Below are 19,124 nucleotides of genomic sequence, written 5' to 3'. Positions count from 1 at the left end.
GCTCCGGCGAGGTATGCCCTCCCGGCTGGGCTGCCATGTGCCCGGAAGCTAGCCTTGTTGCAAGAGGGTTAACTCAGCGCAATCACGTGCCTGGGCAGGGGTCGCCCATGGCTTGGGCAGGGGCGGAAATCCTGCCGGGATTCCGCCTGGGGCGCGGGCAAGGCTGGGATTCTCAGCGGCGGACCAGATGGCTCGGCAGCAGCGCGACCGGCCGGCCGGTGATGGGAACGGGGTTGGAGCGATACGCGTCGAGTCCGCGCCCGCCGCCCCCGCTGGCCGGGAGAATCTGCGCCCGGTCCTCGCGATTCGAGAGGGAGAGCCCGCTGGGCGGCGCCATCGCGAGCGTGCGGGGCAGGTTGAGGCCGACCAGCGCGCGATCCTCCGCGGCGCGGGCCTGGGCGGCGGGCCAAGCCGCCTGGACGCGTGCGCGGTAAGCCTGGGCGAGGTCGGGCGTGTGGGAGTGGTAATGGCCCGCCGCCACCATCCAGTCGCCGCGGGCGGCGTGCAGCTGTGTCAGGAACTGCGCGGCATAGCGGGCATTGCTGACGGGATCGAAGGCCTCCTCCAGGCTCGCGAAGGCGCGGGGGTGATGGTGCAGGTTCACCTGCATGCAACCGACATCGATCACGCGCACCCCGCGGCCCTGCAATTCCCGCACGGCGGCAATCGCTGCCGCCTTGTCCGGGAAGAAATGGCCGCGCCCCTCGGCATTGATGGTCCAGGGCCAGGGGCCGCTGGTGCCGGTTTCGGGGTTCCGCCGGCCTGATTCCACCCGCCCGATGGCCTGGAGCAGCCCCGTCGGGATCTGTGCATCCTGCTCGGCCCGGGCGATGGCTGCGCGGCATTGCACCGTCGGATCAATGGCTTGCGCGCTTGCCATAGCAGCAAAGGACCACAGCAGGGCGAGGGGGAGGAGGAGGCGAAGCGGCATATGACGCTCTGCGCAAAACGCATGCCAGATCTGATGCAAATTTGCGATGCTGCAATGCAAAAAATCGCTTGCACACGAGCGACCTCCCGCCTATGTTTGCGGAGGCGGCAGGAACTACGGTTCTTGCCTGCTTTCTTGGACGTTTCCTCCCTAAACTTGGCGGCGCAGCAATGCGTCGCCATTTTTTTTGAAACGAACTTTGCCGCCGTCTTTACGGCGCCTCCACCAGCTTGGTCTCGAAGCTCGCCGGCGCGGTGATCTCCACCAATTCCAGGTCATCGGAATGGGCGATCTCCCGATGGCGGATGCGGGGCGGTTGCAGCACGCTGGTGCCCGCCGTCAGCGTCACCTCGCCGATATCCTCGTATTCGAAGCGCACCCACCCCTTCACGATCCAGACCATCTGGAACTCCAGCTCATGCAGGTGCCATTGCGGCTCGGCGTGCACGCCGGGAATCGCGCGGATCACATGCGCGCCGAAGCCGCCCTTGGTGGCCTCGGCGATGCCGAGGTCGCCATATTCGAAGAAGGCGCGCAGCCCACGCGTGAAATCCCGCCCCTCGGCATGGCGGACGATGGTGCGGCCCTTGGCTTGCTCGCTCACGACATCGGCACTCCCACATGGCGGGCATAGCCGGGGCGGGCCATCAGCCGGCCATGCCAGGCCTGCAGCCGTGGCTGGGGCGCGCGGATGATCGGCAGCGCCAGCCAGCGGTGGAGATAGGGGCCGAGCGCGATATCGGCCAGGCTCAGATGATCGCCGCCCAGATAGGGCGCGATGCCGAGGCTGTTCTCCACCACGTCCCACAGCGCCTGCGCCTCGTCCCGGGCCGCGTTCGTGGCGGGCCAGTTCCGCTCGGCCTCGGGGGTGCGGACATAGGTGAAGAAGAGGGTGGTCATCGGCGCGTTCAGGTGGCCGAGCTGCCAGTCCATCCAGCGCTCCACGCGCGCCCGGGCGCGGGGCTCCGTCGGGTGCAGCGCATGGCCCGGCGCGCGCGTCGCGACCAGATAGCGGCAGATCGTGTTGCTCTCCCAGAGCGAATAGCCGTCCGGCTCCTCGATGGTGGGCACGCGGCCATTGGGGTTCATCGCCAGATAGGCGGCCTCCTTCGTGCGGCCGAAGCTGCCGCCGGCATCCAGCCGCTCATGCGGAATCCCCAGCTCCTCGCAGAGCCACAGCAGTTTCATGACGTTGGAGGAGCTGGCGCGGCCCCAGATCTTCAGCATGATGTGTCTCCCTTGACCGGGGGGAGCCTAGGCCGGGCGGCGCGGGGCGGGGAAGGGCGGGACATTCATGGCAGCGCCCGGGCCGCCCGCGTAACTTTCCCATCATGTCCCGCGTAGCCCGAAGAGAAACAAGGAAGGACACGCCCATGCAACGCCGCCCGCTCGCCCTCGGCCTAGCCGCCGCCCTGACCGCCTGGCTCGTCGCCCCCGAGGCGCGCGCCCAGCCGAGCCCGGAGGAGATCATCAACGGCTTCGAGGGCGTGCTGGGCCCTGTCCGCAGCTATCGCCCGAGCCACCCCAAGGGGCTTTGCGCCGCCGGCCATTTCACCGCGACACCGGAAGGCACGCGCCTCTCGGTCGCCCCGGTCTTCAGCGGGCAACGCGTCACCACCCTCATCCGCTTCGGCGTCGCCGGCGCCAATCCGCAGGCCGATGACCGGGCGCGCAGCACCCGCGGCCTCGCCATCCGCTTCGAGACGGCGGCGGGTGACGTGCTGGACATGGCGAACATCTCGGCGCCCATCTTCGGCGCGCCCAACCCGACCGTCTTCCTCGAAAACCTGCGGGTCCGCGCGCCCGACCCCGCGACCGGCCGGCCCAATGCCGAGCGCATCGCGGCCTTCGTCGCCGCCAACCCGGCCGTGACGTTGCAGGGCGCCTGGCTCGCCGCCACCCTGCCGCCGGCGAGTTGGGCCACGACGCCCTATTGGGGCGTGAACGCCTTCCGCTTCCAGGGCCAGGATGGCCAGGTGCGGCACGCGCGCTGGGTCTTCGAACCGCGCGCCGGCGTGCAGCGCGTGACAGCCGAGCAGATGCAGTCCCTCCCGCGCGATTTCCTGGCCGATGAGATCCGCGGCCGCATCGCCCAGGGGCCGGTCGAATTCGACATGGTGCTGCAATTCCCGGGCGCGGGCGATGACGTGACCAATCCGACCATCGCCTGGCCGGAGGACCGGCCGCGCGCGGTGGTGGGGCGCCTCACCGTGACCTCGGTCGCCGCCGGGCCGGGCGGGCCTTGCGACCCGATCAGCTTCATGACGCTCGACCAGGAGCCGGGGATCAGCTTCAGCGATGACCCGACCCTGCATGCGCGGGCCGCGCCTTACGCCGTCTCCCTCTCACGGCGCACCAACTAGAAAGAAAGCCTCCGGCGGCCGGGGCCGAGAGGCCCCGGACCCCATGACTTGCCCGGGGCCGCCGGACGGCGCCAGATAGGCCCATGGCCTCCGCATTGCTCATCGCCATTCTCGCCTTTGGCGCGCCGCTCTTCGCGAAGGGCTCCGAAGGCTGGTTCGGACTGGCGCCCTGCGAACTCTGCCTCTGGCAGCGCTGGCCCTATTGGGTCGCGGGTGCCTTCGCCCTGATCGGCCTCTTCGTCTGGCGGCGGCCCGCGCTGCGACTCGCGGGCCTCGCCGCCGCCGCCTCGGCTGGCGTCGCGGCCTTCCATCTCGGCGTGGAGTTCGGTTGGTGGCCCTCGCCCCTGCCGGGCTGCCAGGCGCCGAGCTCGGGCGGCGCGATGAGCGTGGAGGAGATGCTCCGCAGCCTAGCCCCCACCCCCAACAAGCCCTGCGACCAGCCGGCCTATCTGATTCCGGGCCTCCCCCTTTCCATGGCGGGGATGAACCTGATCTATGGGGCGAGCCTCGCCATCCTGGCCTGGCGCCTCGCCCGCAAGGAGCCCCGCGCATGAGCACGCCCCGCCGCTACCTGGAAGAGGTGATCCGCGTGGACCACGCGGGCGAATATGGCGCGAAGCGCATCTACCAGGGGCAGCTCGCCATCCTGCGCGGCACGAAGCACGAAGAGACCATCCGCCACATGCAGGAACAGGAGCAGGAGCACCTCGACACCTTCTCCCGCCTCATCGCCGAGCGCCGCGTCCGCCCCACCGCCCTGCTGCCCTTCTGGCATGTGGCCGGCTTCGCGCTGGGTGCGGCCACGGCGGCGATGGGCGCGCGCGCCGCCATGGCCTGTACCGTCGCCGTCGAGGAGGCGATCGACGAGCATTACCAGGCGCAGGAGGCGGCGCTGGGCGAGGACGAGGCCCCGCTCAAGGCCGACATCGCCCGCTTCCGTGCCGAGGAGCTGGAGCACCGCGACATCGGACTCGCGAATGAGGCGGAGCTGACGCCGGGCTACCGGCTGCTCTCGGCGGCCATCAAGATGGGCTGCAAGGTGGCGATCAAGCTCTCGGAAAAGGTCTGATTCGGCGCGGTTTTGCGCGCCTGTCACGCTTTGGCACGATCCTTGCCTAATCCTTGCCTTGACCCCCGGGGGCCACACCCCCATAGAGGCGGGGTGGATCACGGCACCCCCCCTCTGCGCAGCCCGGACATCGAGAGCCTGGAGACGGCGCGGCGCGTCCTGCGCCTGGAAGCGTCGGCGCTCGAGGCGCTGGCGGCCGGGCTGGATCACCGCTTCGAGGAGGCGGTGCGCCTGCTCGCCACCACCACGGGGCGCGTCGTCGTCTCGGGCATGGGCAAGTCCGGCCATGTCGGCCGCAAGATCGCCGCGACCTTCGCCTCCACCGGCACGCCCGCGCAATTCGTCCATCCGGGCGAGGCGAGCCATGGCGACCTCGGCATGATCATCCGGGGCGATGCGGTGCTCGCCCTCTCCAATTCGGGCGAGACGGCGGAACTGGGCGACCTCGTCGCCCATGCCCGGCGCTTCGGCATCCCGCTCATCGCGATCGTGGGCCGGCCGGCCAGCACGCTCGCGCGCCACGCCGATGTGGCGCTGGTGCTGCCCGCGGCGCAGGAGGCCTGCCCGCTGGGCCTCGCGCCGACCACCTCCACCACCATGCAGCTGGCCCTGGGCGATGCGCTGGCCGTGGCCCTACTGGAGCGGCGCGGCTTCGGCCCCGAGGATTTCCGCGTCTTCCACCCGGGCGGCAAGCTCGGCGCCCGCCTCTCCCGCGTGGCGGACCTCATGCACGGGCCGGAGGAGCTGCCGCTCGCCACCCCCGAGACGCCCATGGCCGACGCCCTGGTGGCGATGACGGCGCGGCGCTTCGGCTGCCTCGGCATCACGGACGAGGCTGGCCACCTGATCGGGATCATCACCGATGGCGACCTGCGCCGCGCGCTGCAGCCCGGCGGCGCGCTGCTGACGCGCCTGGCCGGCGAGGTGATGACGCGCCAGCCCCGCAGCATCCCGGCCGATGCGCTGGCGGCCGAGGCGCTGCGACTGATGAACGAGGGCGGCATCACCACCCTTTTCGTGGTGGATGCCGAGCGCCGGCCCGCCGGAATCCTGCACATCCATGACCTGCTGCGGGCGGGTGTCGCCTGATGAGCCAGGAGATCCGCCGGTCGGACTTCCTGGATGTCGCGCAGGACCGTCGCCGCGCGCTGACCCCCTCCCGCGCGCGCGAGGTGCCGCGCGCCGAGCAGATCGCCCGCCGCCAGCGCCTCGTCCAGGCGATGAAGTTCCTGATGCCGCTGCTGGCGGCCGGCGTGCTGGCGCTGATGGTCTTCTGGCCGGACATCGAGGGCAATAATTCCCGCCTCTCCTTCCGGCGCGGCCCGGCCCTGGTGCCCGAGGCGCTGCAACTCGTCGCCCCCCGCTTCCAGGGCGTGGACGAACTGAACCGCCCTTACACCGTGACCGCCCGCCTTGCGCGCCAGCCGGGGCAGGAGGAGGTGCTGCTGATGGACCTGCCGCGGGCGGACCTCCAGCTCAACGACGGCGGCTGGGTCTACGTGGAAAGCGACCGCGGCCGCTATGACCGCGCCACGCAACTGCTCGATCTCGAGGGCAATGTGGAACTCTATCACGACAATGGCACCCTATTCCGCACCGAGGCGGCGGCGGTGCGGGTGAATGCCGGCACCGCCCATGGCGAGCGGCCGACACAGGCGCAGGGCAGCTTCGGCACCATCGAATCCGAAGGATTCGAGATGCGGGACCGCGGCACGGTGATGATCTTCACCGGCCGCGCGCGAGCCGTGCTGGAGGGCCGCCAGCAATGAGGCGCCCGCTCACCCTGCTCGCCCTGCTGCTGGCCAGTCCGGCTTTCGGCCAGGGCATCGACATGTCCCAGGGCGGGCCGGTGGACATCACCGCCACCAATGGCATCGAGTGGCGCCAGGCCGAGCAGGTGGTGGTGGCGCGTGGCGATGCGCGCGCCGTGCGCGACGGAACGACGATCGAGGCCGCGCGCCTCATCGCGCGCTACCGCTCGCAAGGGGGCGCCCAACCCGCGAGCGCCTCGCCCGCCGCCCGCCCGGCCTCGGCCGCCGAGACGCCGCTCAGCGGCGGCAGCCAGATCTGGCGCGTGGAGGCGGAGGGCGATGTCCGCATCTTCACGCCGACCGACACCGCCCGCGGCGACCGCGCCGTCTATGACATGGACCAGGCCGTGCTGGTGCTGACCGGCCGCGCCATCAGCTACACCACGCCGCAGCAGGTCATCACCTCGCGCGACAGCCTGGAATACTGGACGCAGCGGCGAATGGCGGTCGCTCGCGGCTCCGCCCTCGTCGTGACGCAGGATGGAAGGCGCATCGCGGCCGATACGCTGGTCGCGCACATGCTGGAGGACCCGCCGCCGGGCGCCACGCCAGCGGCGGCCGCCCGCCCCGGGACCGAGGGCACGGCGGGCCCGCCGCCGGGCCAGGGCCGCATTGATCGCATCGAGCTCTTCGGCAATGTCGAGATCCGCACCGAGGCCGAGGTGATCCGCGGCGAACGTGCGGTCTATTCGGCGGCGACCGGCCTGGCCCGCGTGCTCGGCAATGTCCGCATCACGCGGGGCGAGAACCTCGTCTCCGGCCGCGAGGCCATCGTGAACATGAATACGGGCGTCTCCCGCATCCTCTCCCAGCCCGGGCAGCGGGTGCAGGGCATCATCATTCCGCAGCAGGGGAGCGACCCGACCTCCCCAGGAGCCAGCCGATGAACAAGTTGGGCCAGACGCCCGGGCCGGCCAGCACCGGCAAGCCCGCCCTCTCGGCCATCGAGGGCTCGGGCGGGCTGATCGCGACGGGCCTCGGCAAGCGGTACAAGAAGCGGCCGGTGGTGCGGAACGTCTCCATCTCGCTCAAGCGCGGCGAGGCGGTGGGGCTGCTCGGCCCCAATGGCGCGGGCAAGACCACCACCTTCTACATGATCACCGGCCTCGTTCAGCCCGAGGAGGGCACGGTGATGATGGATGGCGCGGATGTGACGCGCCTGCCCATGTATCGCCGCGCGCGCCTGGGCCTCGGCTACCTGCCGCAGGAGGCCTCCATCTTCCGCGGCCTCTCCGTCGAGCAGAACATCCTCGCGGCGCTGGAGGTGGTGGAGCCGCTGCGTGACCGGCGGGAGCAGATGCTGGAGAGCCTGATGGCCGAATTCGGCATTTCCCACCTGCGCCGTGCGCCCGCGCTGGCGCTGTCCGGCGGCGAGCGGCGCCGCTGCGAGATCGCGCGCGCGTTGGCCACGCACCCCTCCTACATCCTGCTGGACGAACCCCTGGCGGGCATCGACCCCATCGCCGTCGCCGAAATCCGCGACCTCGTGAAGCACCTGAAGAATCGCGGCATCGGCGTGCTCATCACCGACCACAATGTGCGCGAGACGCTGGAAATCATCGACCGCGCCTACATCATGCATGACGGCCAGGTGCTGATGGAGGGCCTGCCGCACGAGATCGTGGCGCATGAGGGCGTGCGCCGCGTCTATCTCGGCGAAAAGTTCAGCCTCTAGCCCCCATGCAGGTGGCCGCCACACCAGCAAGACCAGCGCGGCGGGACTAGGCATGGCGCTCGGCCCGCGTCTCGACCTGCGGCATTCGCAGTCGCTGATGATGACGCCGCAGCTGCGGCAGGCCATCAAGCTGCTGCAATCCTCCAACCTCGAGGTCATGGCCTTCGTCGAGGAGGAGCTGGAGCGCAACCCGCTGCTGGAGCGGGATGAGACGCATGTGGCGGTGGCCGAGACCATCGCCGCCCCCGCCGATGCCGCGGCCGTCGCCACCTCCGACAATCTGGCGGTGGGCGATGCCGCGCCGCTGGATGCCGACTTCTCCAACGTCATGGATGAGGGCGAGGCGTATCAGCCCAGCATGGGCGCCGGCGGGCGCATGGATTTCAGCGATGACCTCTCGGGCATCGAGGCCATGGCCGCCGCCGGCCCCACGCTGCGCGAGCGGCTGGCCGAGCAGATCCGCCTGAATTTCGACGAGGGGCGGGACCGGCTGATCGCCTCCGCGCTGCTGGCGATGGTCGAGCCTTCGGGCCGGCTCAGCCTGGATGCCGAAGCGCTCGCCGCGCGGCTCGGCTGCGAGGTCGCGGTGGTGGAGCGCGTGCGCCGCGCCATGCAGCGCTTCGAGCCCACCGGCATGTTCTGCGCCGACCTTCGCGAATGCCTGATGGTGCAGTTGCAGGAGGCCGGCCGCTTCGACCCCTACATGGCCCGGCTGCTGGACAACCTGCCCCTGCTGGCGCGGCGTGACATGGCCGCGCTTCGCGAGGCCTGCGGCGTGGATGCCGAGGATCTGGCCGAGATGGTGGCGGAACTCCGCCGCCTCGACCCCAAGCCGGGGGCGGGCGGCGATGATGAGCCGCTTTCCATCATCCAGCCCGATGTCCTGATGCGCGCCGATGCCGAGGGCGGCTGGGTGCTGGAGCTGAACCCCGAGACGCTGCCCCGCGTGCTGGTGAACCGGGGCTTCGCCGCGCGCTGCACCGTGGGCCTGAAGGACAAGGAGCAGAAGGGCTTCCTGGCCGAGCAGCTGCAAAGCGCCAATTGGCTGGTGAAGAGCCTGGAGCAGCGCGCCAGCACCATCCTGAAGGTCGCCTCCGAGATCGTCCGCCGGCAGGATGGCTTCTTCCGCCACGGCGTGGGGCATCTGCGCCCGCTCATCCTGCGCGACGTGGCCGATGAGGTGGAGATGCATGAAAGCACCGTCAGCCGCGTCACCGCCAACAAGTACATGGCCACGCCGCGCGGCATGCTGGAGCTGAAATACTTCTTCACCACCGCCATCCAGGGCACGGCGGGCGGCGAGGCGGTGAGTGCCGAAGCGGTACGCCATCGTATCAAGGGACTCGTCCAGGCCGAGACCTATGAGACGGTCCTCTCGGATGACGCAATCGTATTGCGGCTGCGTGAAGAAGGCGTGGACATCGCGCGGCGGACCGTGGCCAAATACCGGGAAGCGATGCGCATCCCGTCTTCGGTGCAGCGCAAGCGCGAGAAGGCCGCCACGGCCTGAAGGGACACCCCCTGCTGGCCGGATGGCGGCTGGCCAAGGACGAGAACTTAACGTTCTCGTTCTGATTGACTGAGGGGAAGTGACCAACATGCACATCACTGTCGCCGGCAAGCAGGTCGCCACCAGCGATGCTCTGCGCGCCCATGTGGAAGATGGGCTGGGCACGATCACGGCGAAGTATTTCGACCACGCGCTTGAGGCGCGGGTCACCTTTCGCAAGGATGCCAAGGGGAGTGCCGGGGGGCACTTCGCCTGCGACATCAACCTGCATGCGGGCCGTGGCCTGATGATGCGGGGCGAAGGGCAGGGGGTGGATGCGCACAAGGCCTTCGACCAGGCGGCGGAGCATGTCGCCAAGCGCCTGAGGCGCTACCGACGCCGGGTGAACGAGCACGCGCGCGGCGCGGCGGCCGAGCGCGAGCCGCGCGAGACCATGCGGGAATATGTGGTGCAGGCCGTGGAGGATGCGGAAGAGGCGCCTGAAATCAACGGCGCCGAGCACCCCGCCGTGGTGGCCGAGCCGCTGGGCGAGCTGCACCAGCTCACGGTCGGTGAGGCCACGATGCGGCTGGAGCTGGCGGGTCATCCCGTCGTCGTGTTTCGCAACCGCGCGAGCGGCGGGATCAACGTGGTCTATCGCCGCCAGGACGGGCATGTGGGTTGGATTGATCCGGGATGATTTGATGCCCTCAAACGTCGGGCGCGCGCTCCGCGCGCTTGGCTTCGCGCCGCGTCTGGTGCGCTGAGGATATAAGGCGGTCTGGGCGCGCCGGCCGCGTTGCGGCCAGATTCTGGTTTGGCGGCGCCAGGCTTGGCCGGGCGCCGCTTTTTCGCGCGCTCGGCGGCCTCCGCTTTCTCAATGCGCGAAGATGTCGGGCTCCTCATAGCCCATCAGGTCCAGCTTCCCGCGCGCCGGCAGGAAGCGGTAGCAATCCTGCGCCAGTTCCAGCCGCCCCTCACGCACCAGCAGCGCCTCCAGCCGCGCCCAGAGCGCATGCAGGTGCAGCACGTCGCTTGCGGCATAGGCGCATTGCTCGGGCGTCAGCTCGGGTGCGCCCCAGTCGCTGGTCTGCTGCTGCTTGCTGATCTCAACCCCCAGCAGGTCACGGCAGAGATCCTTCAGCCCGTGCCGGTCGGTGTAGGTCCGCACCAGCTTGGAGGCGATCTTGGTGCAGCGGACGGGTGCGACCGTCGCGCCGATTCCCTGGAACAGCGCCGCCACGTCGAAGCGGGCGAAGTGGAACAGCTTCACCACGGCCGGGTCTTCCAGCAGCCGCACCAGGTTGGGGGAGGGGCCGCCGCCCGGGATGATCTGCACCAGATGCGCCGTGCCGTCGCCGGCGGAAAGCTGCACTAGGCACAACCGGTCCCGCCGTGGGTCGAGGCCCATGGTCTCGGTATCCACCGCGATGACGGGGCCGAGCGAGAGGTCGGGCGGCAGGTCCTGGCGGTGCAGCTGGATCGGGCCGGCGGGTGTGAACATCGTCTTTGCCATCAGGAAAACCTCGCTGTCCCGGTCGGAGCGGGTGTCTCTGCCGCATCGGCCGGAGGGTGTCCAGGCGAGGGCGCCGCCGCGGCCGGTTCGTCGCTCAGAGCATCGGTGGCGGCGGTGGCACCGCGCAGGGGGGCTCCATCAATCTGGGCGGCGTCTTCACCGTCGACAATCTGCCGAGCGTCACGCCAAGCGGCACCTTCACCGTCAACCTGGGCGCCAAGGGCGGCGCGGGCGGCGGCGGCGTGGCCGCCGATGGCTCGACCGCGCCGGGCACGGCCGAGGCCTATCTGGGGCCCACTGGCAGCGTGCCGGCCGCCACCAACCGGAACGGCGGCACGGTGACGATCAATGGCACGGCCAGCACCATCACGCGCGGCAGCCCGACGCTGTCGAATCTTGGTGGCCTGCAGCGCGCGACCTACACGCTGGGCGGCGAGGAATTCTACCTGCGTCCCTCGATGACGCTGAGCCTGATCCAGGCCCGCTCCGGCGCGTGGCGGGAGAGCGGGGCGGGGGGTGCTGAACCTGGAGGTCGCGGGCGCGCGCACTTCGCCAATGGCGTGGGGATGCGCCTCTTCACCACGCCCGGGGTGAGCCTGCTCAGCAGCGGGCAATGGAGCCAGGAGAGCCGGCTGGTCAGCTCGCCCTCGCCCGCGCGGTTCGGGACGGTGGTGCGGACGGATCAGGTGGTGGGGCGGCTCGCCGCCGGTGCGCAGGTCTTCGCGACGGACCGGCTGGAGGTGCGGCTGCAATGTGAGAGCGAGTACAGCGCCAAGCTGACGGGCCATGGCGGCTCCGTATCGGTGGCGCTGCGCTTCTGAGGCTTCGGCCCGGCACGAGGCGGCGCGTCGCCCGTACTTCACGGGTGGCCGGACCTGCTCATCGGATTATAGGGGAGACTGGTGCCCAGGAAAGGACTCGAACCTTCACGACCTTGCGGTCACTGGCACCTGAAGCCAGCGCGTCTACCAATTCCACCACCTGGGCAATTCAGCGTGGTGACGGCGAGATAGACGGGCCGCCGGGACGCGTCAACCCCGCCCCCCTGAGGTGTCGCTTGGCGTGTTGCGCCGCACGCCATATGAGGAATGCCGACGGAGGGCGGCGAAAATGCGCAAGGTTGCGACGGTATTCGGCGGTGCGGGCTTCATCGGGCGGCAGGTGGTGCAGCGCCTCGCGCGCGAGGATTGGGTGGTGCGCGTCGCCACGCGCGATCCCATGGGCGGGCGCGGCATGCACACCATGGGGCGCGTGGGGCAGATCGCGGCGCTGGCCGCCGATGTGACGGATGAGGCGGGTGTCGCCCGCGCCGTCGAGGGGGCCGGCGTCGTCGTGAATTGCGTGGGCATCCTGCATGGCAGGTTCGACGCGGTGCAGGGCGAGGGCCCGGCGCGAATCGGCCGACTCGCCGCGGCGGCGGGCGTGGAACGGGTGGTCCATATCTCCGCCATCGGCGCCGATGCGGCGAGCGAGAGCGCCTATGCCCGCAGCAAGGCGGCCGGCGAGGCCGGGCTGCTGGCCGCCTTCCCGCGCGCCACGATTCTCCGCCCCTCCATCGTCTTCGGCGAAGGGGATGCCTTCTTCAATCGCTTCGCCCAGCTCGGCACGCTGCTGCCCTTCATGCCTGTAATCTGCGGCGACACGAAGTTCCAGCCGGTGCATGTGAACGACGTGGCCGCCGCCGTGATGGCCGCCCTGCACGACCCCGTGACCGAAGGACGGATTTATGAACTGGGCGGCCCCCGCGCCTGGAGCTTCCGGGAACTGCTGGCCTTCATCGTGGCGCAGACGAAGCGCAACCGCCGCCTGGTCGAGATCCCGCTCGGCATGGCGCAGGTCCAGGCCCGCTTCGCCGAGCTGCTCCCCAACCCGCCGCTGACGCGGGACCAGCTGATCCTGCTGCAACGCGACAATGTGGTGGCACCGGGCGCGCTGACGCTGGCCGACCTCGGCATCCAGCCCGGCGCGGTGGAGGCGCTGGTGCCCGCCTATCTGGCGCGCTTCCAGCCCGGCGGGGCGCGGCGGGTGCGGTGAGTTGATTGGTCCAGATCGGACCAAAACAGATGGTTCGGATTTCCTGAATATGACCGATCCAAGGCTACCCGAAGAAAGAAGGACAGCAAAACTGTCCTGAATGCGATTTTCCCTCTGGCGCGACGGGAAAAGCTTGGTTAAGGGCATCCCGCGCCGCGCATCCTTGCGGCGAAATCCGTTTCGAGGGTGTTCCGATGGCTGAGCGCATGCTGCAATTCGTCCGCCTCCAACAGCAGACGCCGGAAAAACGCGCCGCCACCGCCCGTCGCGAGGATTTCAACGAAATCTACGCCCGCTTCGCGCCCGAGAAGGCGGCCGAGCAGGCCAGCCGCTGCAGCCAGTGCGGCGTGCCCTTCTGCCAGGTGCATTGCCCGCTGCAGAACAACATCCCCGACTGGCTGAAGCTCACCGCGGAAGGCCGCATGGAGGAGGCCTATGAGGTCGCCTCCGCCACCAACACCTTCCCCGAGATCTGCGGCCGCGTCTGCCCGCAGGACCGCCTGTGCGAAGGCAATTGCGTCATCGAGAAGGGCTTCGACTCCGTCACGATCGGCTCGGTCGAGAAATACATCGTGGACACCGCCTGGGAGAATGGCTGGATCAAGCCGCCGACCCCCACGCGCGAGCTGCCCTGGTCCGTCGGCATCATCGGCGCCGGCCCGGCCGGCCTCGCCGCCGCCGAGCGGCTGCGCGTGCGCGGCTTCCAGGTGCATGTCTATGACCGGTACGACCGCGTCGGCGGGCTGATGATCTACGGCATCCCCAACTTCAAGCTGGAGAAGGACGTCGTGCTCCGCCGCTGGGAGCAATATGCGGCGGGCGGCATCCAGTTCCACCTGAACGTGGCGGTGGGCCAGGACATCACGCTGGAGCAGCTGCGCGAGCGGCACGACGCCGTCTTCATCGCGACCGGCGTCTACAAGGCGCGCGACGTGGAACTGCCCGGCAGCGCGCTGAATGGCGTGGTCCCCGCGCTCGACTACCTCACGGCCTCCAACCGCAAGGGCCTGGGCGACGCCGTGCCGGAATTCGACAGCGGCGCGCTGAACGCGGCCGGCAAGGATGTGGTCGTGATCGGCGGCGGCGACACCGCCATGGACTGCGTCCGCACCGCCATCCGCCAGGGGGCGAAGTCCGTCTCCTGCCTCTATCGCCGCGACAAGGCGAACATGCCGGGCTCCATGCGCGAGGTGAACAATGCGGAGGAGGAGGGCGTTCAGTTCCTCTGGCTCTCCGCGCCAGAGGCCTTCCTGGGTGCGACCGATGTCACCGGCGTGCGCGCCGTGAAGATGCATCTGGGCCTGCCTGACGCCACCGGCCGCCAGCAGGTGGAGCCGATCGAGGGCAGCCATTTCGTCCAGCCCGCGAGCCTCGTCATCAAGGCGCTGGGCTTCGACCCCGAGGACCTGCCCCGCGCCTTCAATGAGCCCGCGCTGCCGGTTTCGCGCTGGGGCACGCTGAAGGTGGACCACAAGACGATGATGACGGCGCTGCCGGGCGTCTTCGCGGGCGGCGACATCGTGCGCGGCGCCTCGCTGGTGGTCTGGGGCATTCGCGACGGCCGCGACGCGGCCGCGCAGATCGAGGCTTATGTCAGGGCAAAGGCCAAGCTGGCCCCCTCTGAAATGATGACGGCGGCGGAGTGAGGACCATGGAAAGCAACTACATCCAGAACTACGTCTCCAATGCGGCCCTGCTGAACCAGGCCGGCATCGACACGACCGAGCATGACGCCTGCGGCGTCGGCCTCGTCGCCTCGCTCAACGGCAAGGCCACGCGCGCCGTGGTGCTGGCGGGCATTGATGCGCTCAAGGCCGTCTGGCACCGCGGCGCCGTGGATGCCGATGGCAAGACCGGCGATGGCGCCGGCATCCATGTCGAGATCAGCCAGGAATTCTTCGCCGAGGCCGTCCGCAATGGCGGCGACACGCTGAAGCCCGGCCCCATCGCCGTCGGCCAGGTCTTCCTGCCGAAGACTGATTTCGGCGCGCAGGAGCGCTGCCGCCAGATCGTCGAGACGGAGATCCTCGCCAGCGGCTACGGCATCTATGGCTGGCGCCAGGTGCCGATCAACGCGAGCGTGATCGGCGAGAAGGCCAATGCGACCCGCCCCGAAATCGAGCAGATCCTGATCCATGACCCCGAGCAGCGCGACATCGCGACGATGGAGCGCGACCTCTACGTCATTCGCCGGCGGATCGAGAAGCAGGCCATCGCGGCGCAGATCCCGGAGCTGTATCTCTGCTCGCTCTCGGCGCGCAGCATCATCTACAAGGGCATGTTCCTGGCGGAATCGCTGAGCGAATTCTACCCGGACCTGCAGGATGAGCGCTTCGTCAGCCGCTTCGCCATCTACCACCAGCGCTATTCCACCAACACCTTCCCGACCTGGCGGCTGGCGCAGCCCTTCCGCATGATCGCCCACAATGGCGAGATCAACACGCTCTCGGGCAATGTGAACTGGATGAAGGCGCACGAGACGCGCCTCTCGCACCCGCTGCTGGATGCGCATCTGGAGGACATCAAGCCGGTGGTGCAGGCCGGCGGCTCCGACACGGCGAGCCTCGACAACGTCTTCGAGTTGCTGGTGCGCGGCGGCCGCGATGCGCCCATGGCCAAGGCCATGCTCATTCCGGAATCGCTCGGCAACAACGCGACCATGCCGCCGCGCCACCATGACCTCTTCCTCTACTGCAACGCGGTGATGGAGCCCTGGGACGGGCCGGCGGCACTTTGCGGCACGGATGGCCGCTGGGTGGTGGCGGGCCTCGACCGCAACGGGCTGCGCCCGCTGCGCTACACCGTCACGCAATCGGGCCTGCTGATCGTGGGTTCCGAGACGGGCATGGTGAAGATCGCGGAGGACGCGATCTCGGCGAAGGGCCGCGTCGGCCCCGGCCAGTGCATCGGCGTGGACCTCGATGACGGCCGCCTCTACCTCGACACCGAGCTGAAGGACATGCTCTCGGCCCGCAAGCCCTTCGGCCAATGGGTGAACCGCACCACGCGGATTGACGAGATCGTGAAGGTCGCGAGCCCGCAGCCCGCGCCGATGACGGGCGAGGTGCTGCGCCGTTCGCAACTCGCCATGGGCTATACGCTGGAGGAGCTGGAGCAGATCCTGCACCCGATGGTGGAGGATGCGCAGGAGGCGGTCGGCTCCATGGGCGATGACACGCCCATCGCCGTGCTCTCCAGCCAGTATCGCGGCCTGCACCACTACTTCCGCCAGAACTTCGCGCAGGTGACCAACCCGCCGATCGACAGCCTGCGCGAGACGCGGGTGATGTCGCTCAAGACGCGCCTCGGCAATCTCGGCAATATCCTCGACGAGGATCCGACGCAGTGCGACATGCTGATGCTGGACAGCCCCGTGCTCTCCAGCGCGCAGTTCGGCGCCATGCGGCACTACATGGGCCCCAGCGCCTTCGAAGTGGATTGCACCTTCCCGGTGAGCGAGGGCGAGGCCGGCCTGCGCCATGCGCTGGCCCGCATCCGCCGCGAGGCGGAGGAGGGCGTGCGCAGCGGTTGCCAGCACGTCATCCTCACCGATGAGGCGCAGGGCCGCGAGCGTGCGGCGATCCCGATGATCCTGGCCGTCTCGGCGGTGCACACGCATCTGGTGAAGACCTCGCTGCGCACCTTCACGAGCCTCAACATCCGCTGCGCCGAGTGCCTGGATGTGCACTACTTCGCGGTGCTGATCGGCGCGGGTGCCACCACGGTCAACGCCTATCTGGCCGAGGCCTCCATCGCGGATCGCCACCGCCGCGGCCTCTTCCCGAGCCTGACGGTCGAGGAGGCGATCGAGCGCTTCAAGAAGGCCGTGGACAAGGGCCTGCTGAAGACCATGTCCAAGATGGGCATCTCGGTCATCTCCTCCTATCGCGGCGGCATGAATTTCGAGGCCATCGGCCTCTCCCGCGCGCTGATCGCCGAGTATTTCCCGGGCGTGCCCTCGCGCATCTCGGGCATCGGCCTGGCCGGCATCGCGCGGCGTGTGCTGGCGCTGCATGAGCGCGCCTTCGGCTCGGAGGTGATCACGCTGCCGGTCGGCGGCCTCTACAAGCTGCGCCAGTCGGGCGAGGCGCATGCCTTTGGTGGCACGCTGATCCACACGCTGCAGAAGGCGGTGGAGACCGACAGCTACCAGACCTTCAAGCGCTACAGCGAGGCGGTGCGCAAGCAGGCGCCGGTGGCCCTGCGCGACCTGCTGGATTTCCGCATGGACGGCCGCAAGGCGGTGCCGCTCGAGGAGGTCGAGAGCATCACCGAGATCCGCAAGCGGCTCGTCTCGCCCGGCATCTCGCTCGGCGCCCTCAGCCCCGAGGCGCATGAGACGCTCTCCATCGCCATGAACCGCATCGGTGCCCGCAGCGACAGCGGCGAGGGCGGCGAAGACCCGGATCGCGCCAAGCCGCGCGCCAATGGCGACAACGCGAATTCCGCCATCAAGCAGATCGCCTCGGGCCGCTTCGGCGTCACGGCCGAGTACCTGAACAATTGCCGCGAGATCGAGATCAAGGTCGCGCAGGGTGCGAAGCCGGGCGAGGGCGGGCAGCTGCCCGGCTTCAAGGTGACGGGCCTGATCGCGAAGCTGCGCCACTCCACGCCGGGGGTGACGCTGATCTCGCCGCCGCCGCATCACGACATCTACTCGATCGAGGATCTGGCGCAGCTCATCTATGACCTGAAGCAGATCAACCCGGATGCGACGGTCTGTGTGAAGCTGGTGTCGCGCTCCGGCATCGGCACGGTCGCGGCCGGCGTGGCCAAGGCGAAGGCGGATGCGATCCTCGTCTCCGGCCATTCCGGCGGCACGGGTGCCTCGCCCGTCACCTCGATCAAATATGCCGGCCTGCCCTGGGAGATGGGGCTCAGCGAGACGCACCAGGTGCTGCTGCTGAACCGGCTGCGCCACCGCGTGAAGCTGCGCACCGATGGCGGCCTGAAGACCGGCCGCGACGTGGTGGTGGCCGCCATGCTGGGTGCGGAGGAATTCGGCATCGGCACGGCTTCGCTCGTCGCCATGGGCTGCATCATGGTCCGGCAGTGCCACTCCAACACCTGCCCCGTGGGTGTGTGCACGCAGGATGAGGCGCTGCGCGAGAAATTCGCGGGCAGCCCGGAGAAGGTCATCAGCCTCTTCTCCTTCGTGGCGGAGGAGGTGCGCGAGATCCTGGCCTCGCTCGGCTTCCGCAAGCTGGAGGAGGTGATCGGCCGCACGGACCTGCTGAAGCAGGTGAGCCGCGGCGCGGATGACCTGGACGACCTCGACCTCAACCCGCTGCTGGTGAAGGCCGATGCGGGCCCGCATGCACCCTACTGCACGCTGGAAGGCCGCAACGAGGTGCCCGAGACGCTGGACGCCGACATGCTGCGCGACGCCGCACCGCTCTTCGAGCGGGGCGAGAAGATGCAGCTGGCCTACAACATCCGGAACACGCACCGCGCCATCGGCACGAAGGTGTCGTCGAAGATCGTGCGGCAATACGGCATGAGCGGGTTGCAGGACGGGCACCTCACGGTGCGGCTGCGCGGCTCGGCCGGCCAGTCGCTCGGCGCCTTCGGCGTGCGGGGCCTCAAGCTCGAGGTCTTCGGCGATGCCAATGACTATGTGGGCAAGGGGCTCTCGGGAGCGACCATCGTGGTGCGCCCGGCGCCGTCCTCGGGCCTCGCCTGGCATGAGAACAGCATCATCGGCAACACCTGCCTCTACGGTGCGACGGCCGGTGCGCTCTTCGCCGCGGGCCAGGCCGGCGAGCGCTTCGCCGTGCGCAACTCGGGCGCCATCACCGTGGTCGAGGGCGTGGGCGCCAATGCCTGCGAATACATGACCGGCGGCACGGTGGTGATCCTGGGCGGCGTGGGCGACAATTTCGGCGCGGGCTTCACCGGCGGCCAGGCCTTCGTCCACGATCCGCAGAACCTCTTCGAGCGGCGCGTGAACAAGGACACGCTGCAGTGGCAGCGCCTCGCCTCCGCCCATTGGGAGGGCGAGCTGAAGGCGCTGATCGAACGCCATGTGGCCGAGACGGGCAGCCGCCATGCCGCGCGCATCCTCAACGACTGGGAGAATGAGCGCGCCGCCTTCTGGCACATCGTGCCGAAGGAATACGCCAAGTACCTGGCGCGGCCGATGACGGAAGTGGCCGCGGCCGCCGAGTGACGCGAAGCGGGCAGGGCTGTCTCACGGCGGCCCTGCCTTCCCGCGCCGCGCCCCGGGTGGCATAAAA

The 19,124-nt window shown here is 69.4% G+C and carries 17 protein-coding genes and 1 tRNA gene; 13 read left to right on the top strand and 5 right to left on the bottom strand.

Going from position 1 to position 19,124, the window contains the following annotated elements; translation table 11 throughout:
• Positions 1-172 precede the first annotated feature (172 nt).
• From ACQ860_RS04330 to ACQ860_RS04320, 3 genes are all read right to left on the bottom strand, one after another.
• Positions 173-931 carry a transglycosylase SLT domain-containing protein gene (locus ACQ860_RS04330; protein ID WP_431302179.1) on the bottom strand — a complete coding sequence of 253 codons (759 nt, stop codon included), beginning with the start codon at positions 929-931 and terminating at the stop codon, positions 173-175.
• 211 nt (positions 932-1,142) lie between these two features.
• Positions 1,143-1,535 (bottom strand): cupin domain-containing protein, encoded by a 393-nt coding sequence (locus tag ACQ860_RS04325; protein WP_431302178.1) that lies wholly within the window; start codon positions 1,533-1,535, stop codon positions 1,143-1,145.
• Positions 1,532-2,158: a glutathione S-transferase family protein gene (locus ACQ860_RS04320; protein ID WP_431302177.1), complete on the bottom strand. Its 627-nt coding sequence runs from the start codon at positions 2,156-2,158 to the stop codon at positions 1,532-1,534. Before ACQ860_RS04320 ends, ACQ860_RS04325 begins: the two co-directional genes overlap by 4 nt.
• A gap of 146 nt (positions 2,159-2,304) precedes the next feature.
• Here ACQ860_RS04320 and ACQ860_RS04315 point away from each other — a divergent pair, with 146 nt between their 5' ends.
• From ACQ860_RS04315 to hpf, 9 genes are all read left to right on the top strand, one after another.
• Positions 2,305-3,294 carry a catalase family peroxidase gene (locus ACQ860_RS04315; protein ID WP_431302176.1) on the top strand — a complete coding sequence of 330 codons (990 nt, stop codon included), beginning with the start codon at positions 2,305-2,307 and terminating at the stop codon, positions 3,292-3,294.
• 83 nt (positions 3,295-3,377) lie between these two features.
• Positions 3,378-3,848 carry a disulfide bond formation protein B gene (locus tag ACQ860_RS04310; protein ID WP_431302175.1) on the top strand — a complete coding sequence of 157 codons (471 nt, stop codon included), beginning with the start codon at positions 3,378-3,380 and terminating at the stop codon, positions 3,846-3,848.
• The gene (locus tag ACQ860_RS04305) at positions 3,845-4,363 is read left to right on the top strand and encodes a demethoxyubiquinone hydroxylase family protein (protein WP_431302174.1); all 519 of its coding nucleotides are present in this window, start codon (positions 3,845-3,847) and stop codon (positions 4,361-4,363) included. The genes ACQ860_RS04310 and ACQ860_RS04305 overlap by 4 nt, the downstream gene beginning before the upstream one ends.
• A gap of 93 nt (positions 4,364-4,456) precedes the next feature.
• A complete protein-coding gene (locus ACQ860_RS04300; RefSeq protein WP_431302173.1) occupies positions 4,457-5,452 on the top strand; it encodes a KpsF/GutQ family sugar-phosphate isomerase in 996 nt (331 codons plus the stop codon).
• Positions 5,452-6,132: an LPS export ABC transporter periplasmic protein LptC gene (lptC, locus tag ACQ860_RS04295; protein WP_431302172.1), complete on the top strand. Its 681-nt coding sequence runs from the start codon at positions 5,452-5,454 to the stop codon at positions 6,130-6,132. The genes ACQ860_RS04300 and lptC overlap by 1 nt, the downstream gene beginning before the upstream one ends.
• Positions 6,129-7,061 (top strand): LptA/OstA family protein, encoded by a 933-nt coding sequence (locus tag ACQ860_RS04290; RefSeq protein ID WP_431302171.1) that lies wholly within the window; start codon positions 6,129-6,131, stop codon positions 7,059-7,061. The genes lptC and ACQ860_RS04290 overlap by 4 nt, the downstream gene beginning before the upstream one ends.
• 5 nt (positions 7,062-7,066) lie before the next feature.
• Positions 7,067-7,849 (top strand): LPS export ABC transporter ATP-binding protein, encoded by a 783-nt coding sequence (lptB, locus tag ACQ860_RS04285; protein ID WP_431305722.1) that lies wholly within the window; start codon positions 7,067-7,069, stop codon positions 7,847-7,849.
• Between the two features lie 52 nt (positions 7,850-7,901).
• A complete protein-coding gene (rpoN, locus tag ACQ860_RS04280; protein ID WP_431302170.1) occupies positions 7,902-9,359 on the top strand; it encodes an RNA polymerase factor sigma-54 in 1,458 nt (485 codons plus the stop codon).
• Positions 9,360-9,447: 88 nt separating this feature from the next.
• Positions 9,448-10,038 (top strand): ribosome hibernation-promoting factor, HPF/YfiA family, encoded by a 591-nt coding sequence (hpf, locus tag ACQ860_RS04275; protein ID WP_431302169.1) that lies wholly within the window; start codon positions 9,448-9,450, stop codon positions 10,036-10,038.
• Between the two features lie 177 nt (positions 10,039-10,215).
• Here the strand turns inward: hpf and ACQ860_RS04270 are convergent, their stop codons facing one another.
• Positions 10,216-10,854: a ribonuclease D gene (locus ACQ860_RS04270; RefSeq protein WP_431302168.1), complete on the bottom strand. Its 639-nt coding sequence runs from the start codon at positions 10,852-10,854 to the stop codon at positions 10,216-10,218.
• A 56-nt stretch (positions 10,855-10,910) separates the two neighbouring features.
• On the opposite strand from ACQ860_RS04270, the gene ACQ860_RS04265 reads away from it, so the two are divergent.
• On the top strand, positions 10,911-11,675 hold the full coding sequence (locus tag ACQ860_RS04265; protein ID WP_431302167.1) for a hypothetical protein: 765 nt from the start codon (positions 10,911-10,913) through the stop codon (positions 11,673-11,675).
• A gap of 79 nt (positions 11,676-11,754) precedes the next feature.
• Here ACQ860_RS04265 and ACQ860_RS04260 read toward each other — a convergent pair.
• Positions 11,755-11,841 (bottom strand) — tRNA-Leu (locus ACQ860_RS04260).
• A gap of 123 nt (positions 11,842-11,964) precedes the next feature.
• Here ACQ860_RS04260 and ACQ860_RS04255 point away from each other — a divergent pair.
• The 3 genes from ACQ860_RS04255 to gltB all read left to right on the top strand — a co-directional run bounded on the left by ACQ860_RS04255 (position 11,965) and on the right by gltB (position 19,057).
• Entirely contained in the window at positions 11,965-12,888 is a 924-nt protein-coding gene (locus ACQ860_RS04255; RefSeq protein ID WP_431302166.1) for a complex I NDUFA9 subunit family protein, read from the top strand.
• Between the two features lie 194 nt (positions 12,889-13,082).
• Positions 13,083-14,534, top strand: coding sequence for an NAD(P)-dependent oxidoreductase (locus ACQ860_RS04250; RefSeq protein ID WP_431302165.1), 1,452 nt, complete (start codon positions 13,083-13,085; stop codon positions 14,532-14,534).
• Between the two features lie 5 nt (positions 14,535-14,539).
• Positions 14,540-19,057: a glutamate synthase large subunit gene (gltB, locus tag ACQ860_RS04245; protein WP_431302164.1), complete on the top strand. Its 4,518-nt coding sequence runs from the start codon at positions 14,540-14,542 to the stop codon at positions 19,055-19,057.
• Positions 19,058-19,124: the final 67 nt, after the last annotated feature.

The sequence above is a fragment of the Sediminicoccus sp. BL-A-41-H5 genome, assembly GCF_050632405.1.
Lineage (GTDB): Bacteria > Pseudomonadota > Alphaproteobacteria > Acetobacterales > Acetobacteraceae > Roseococcus.
The sequence above is the reverse complement of the archived record's forward strand: the minus strand, read 5'-3'. Positions and strand labels throughout refer to the sequence as shown.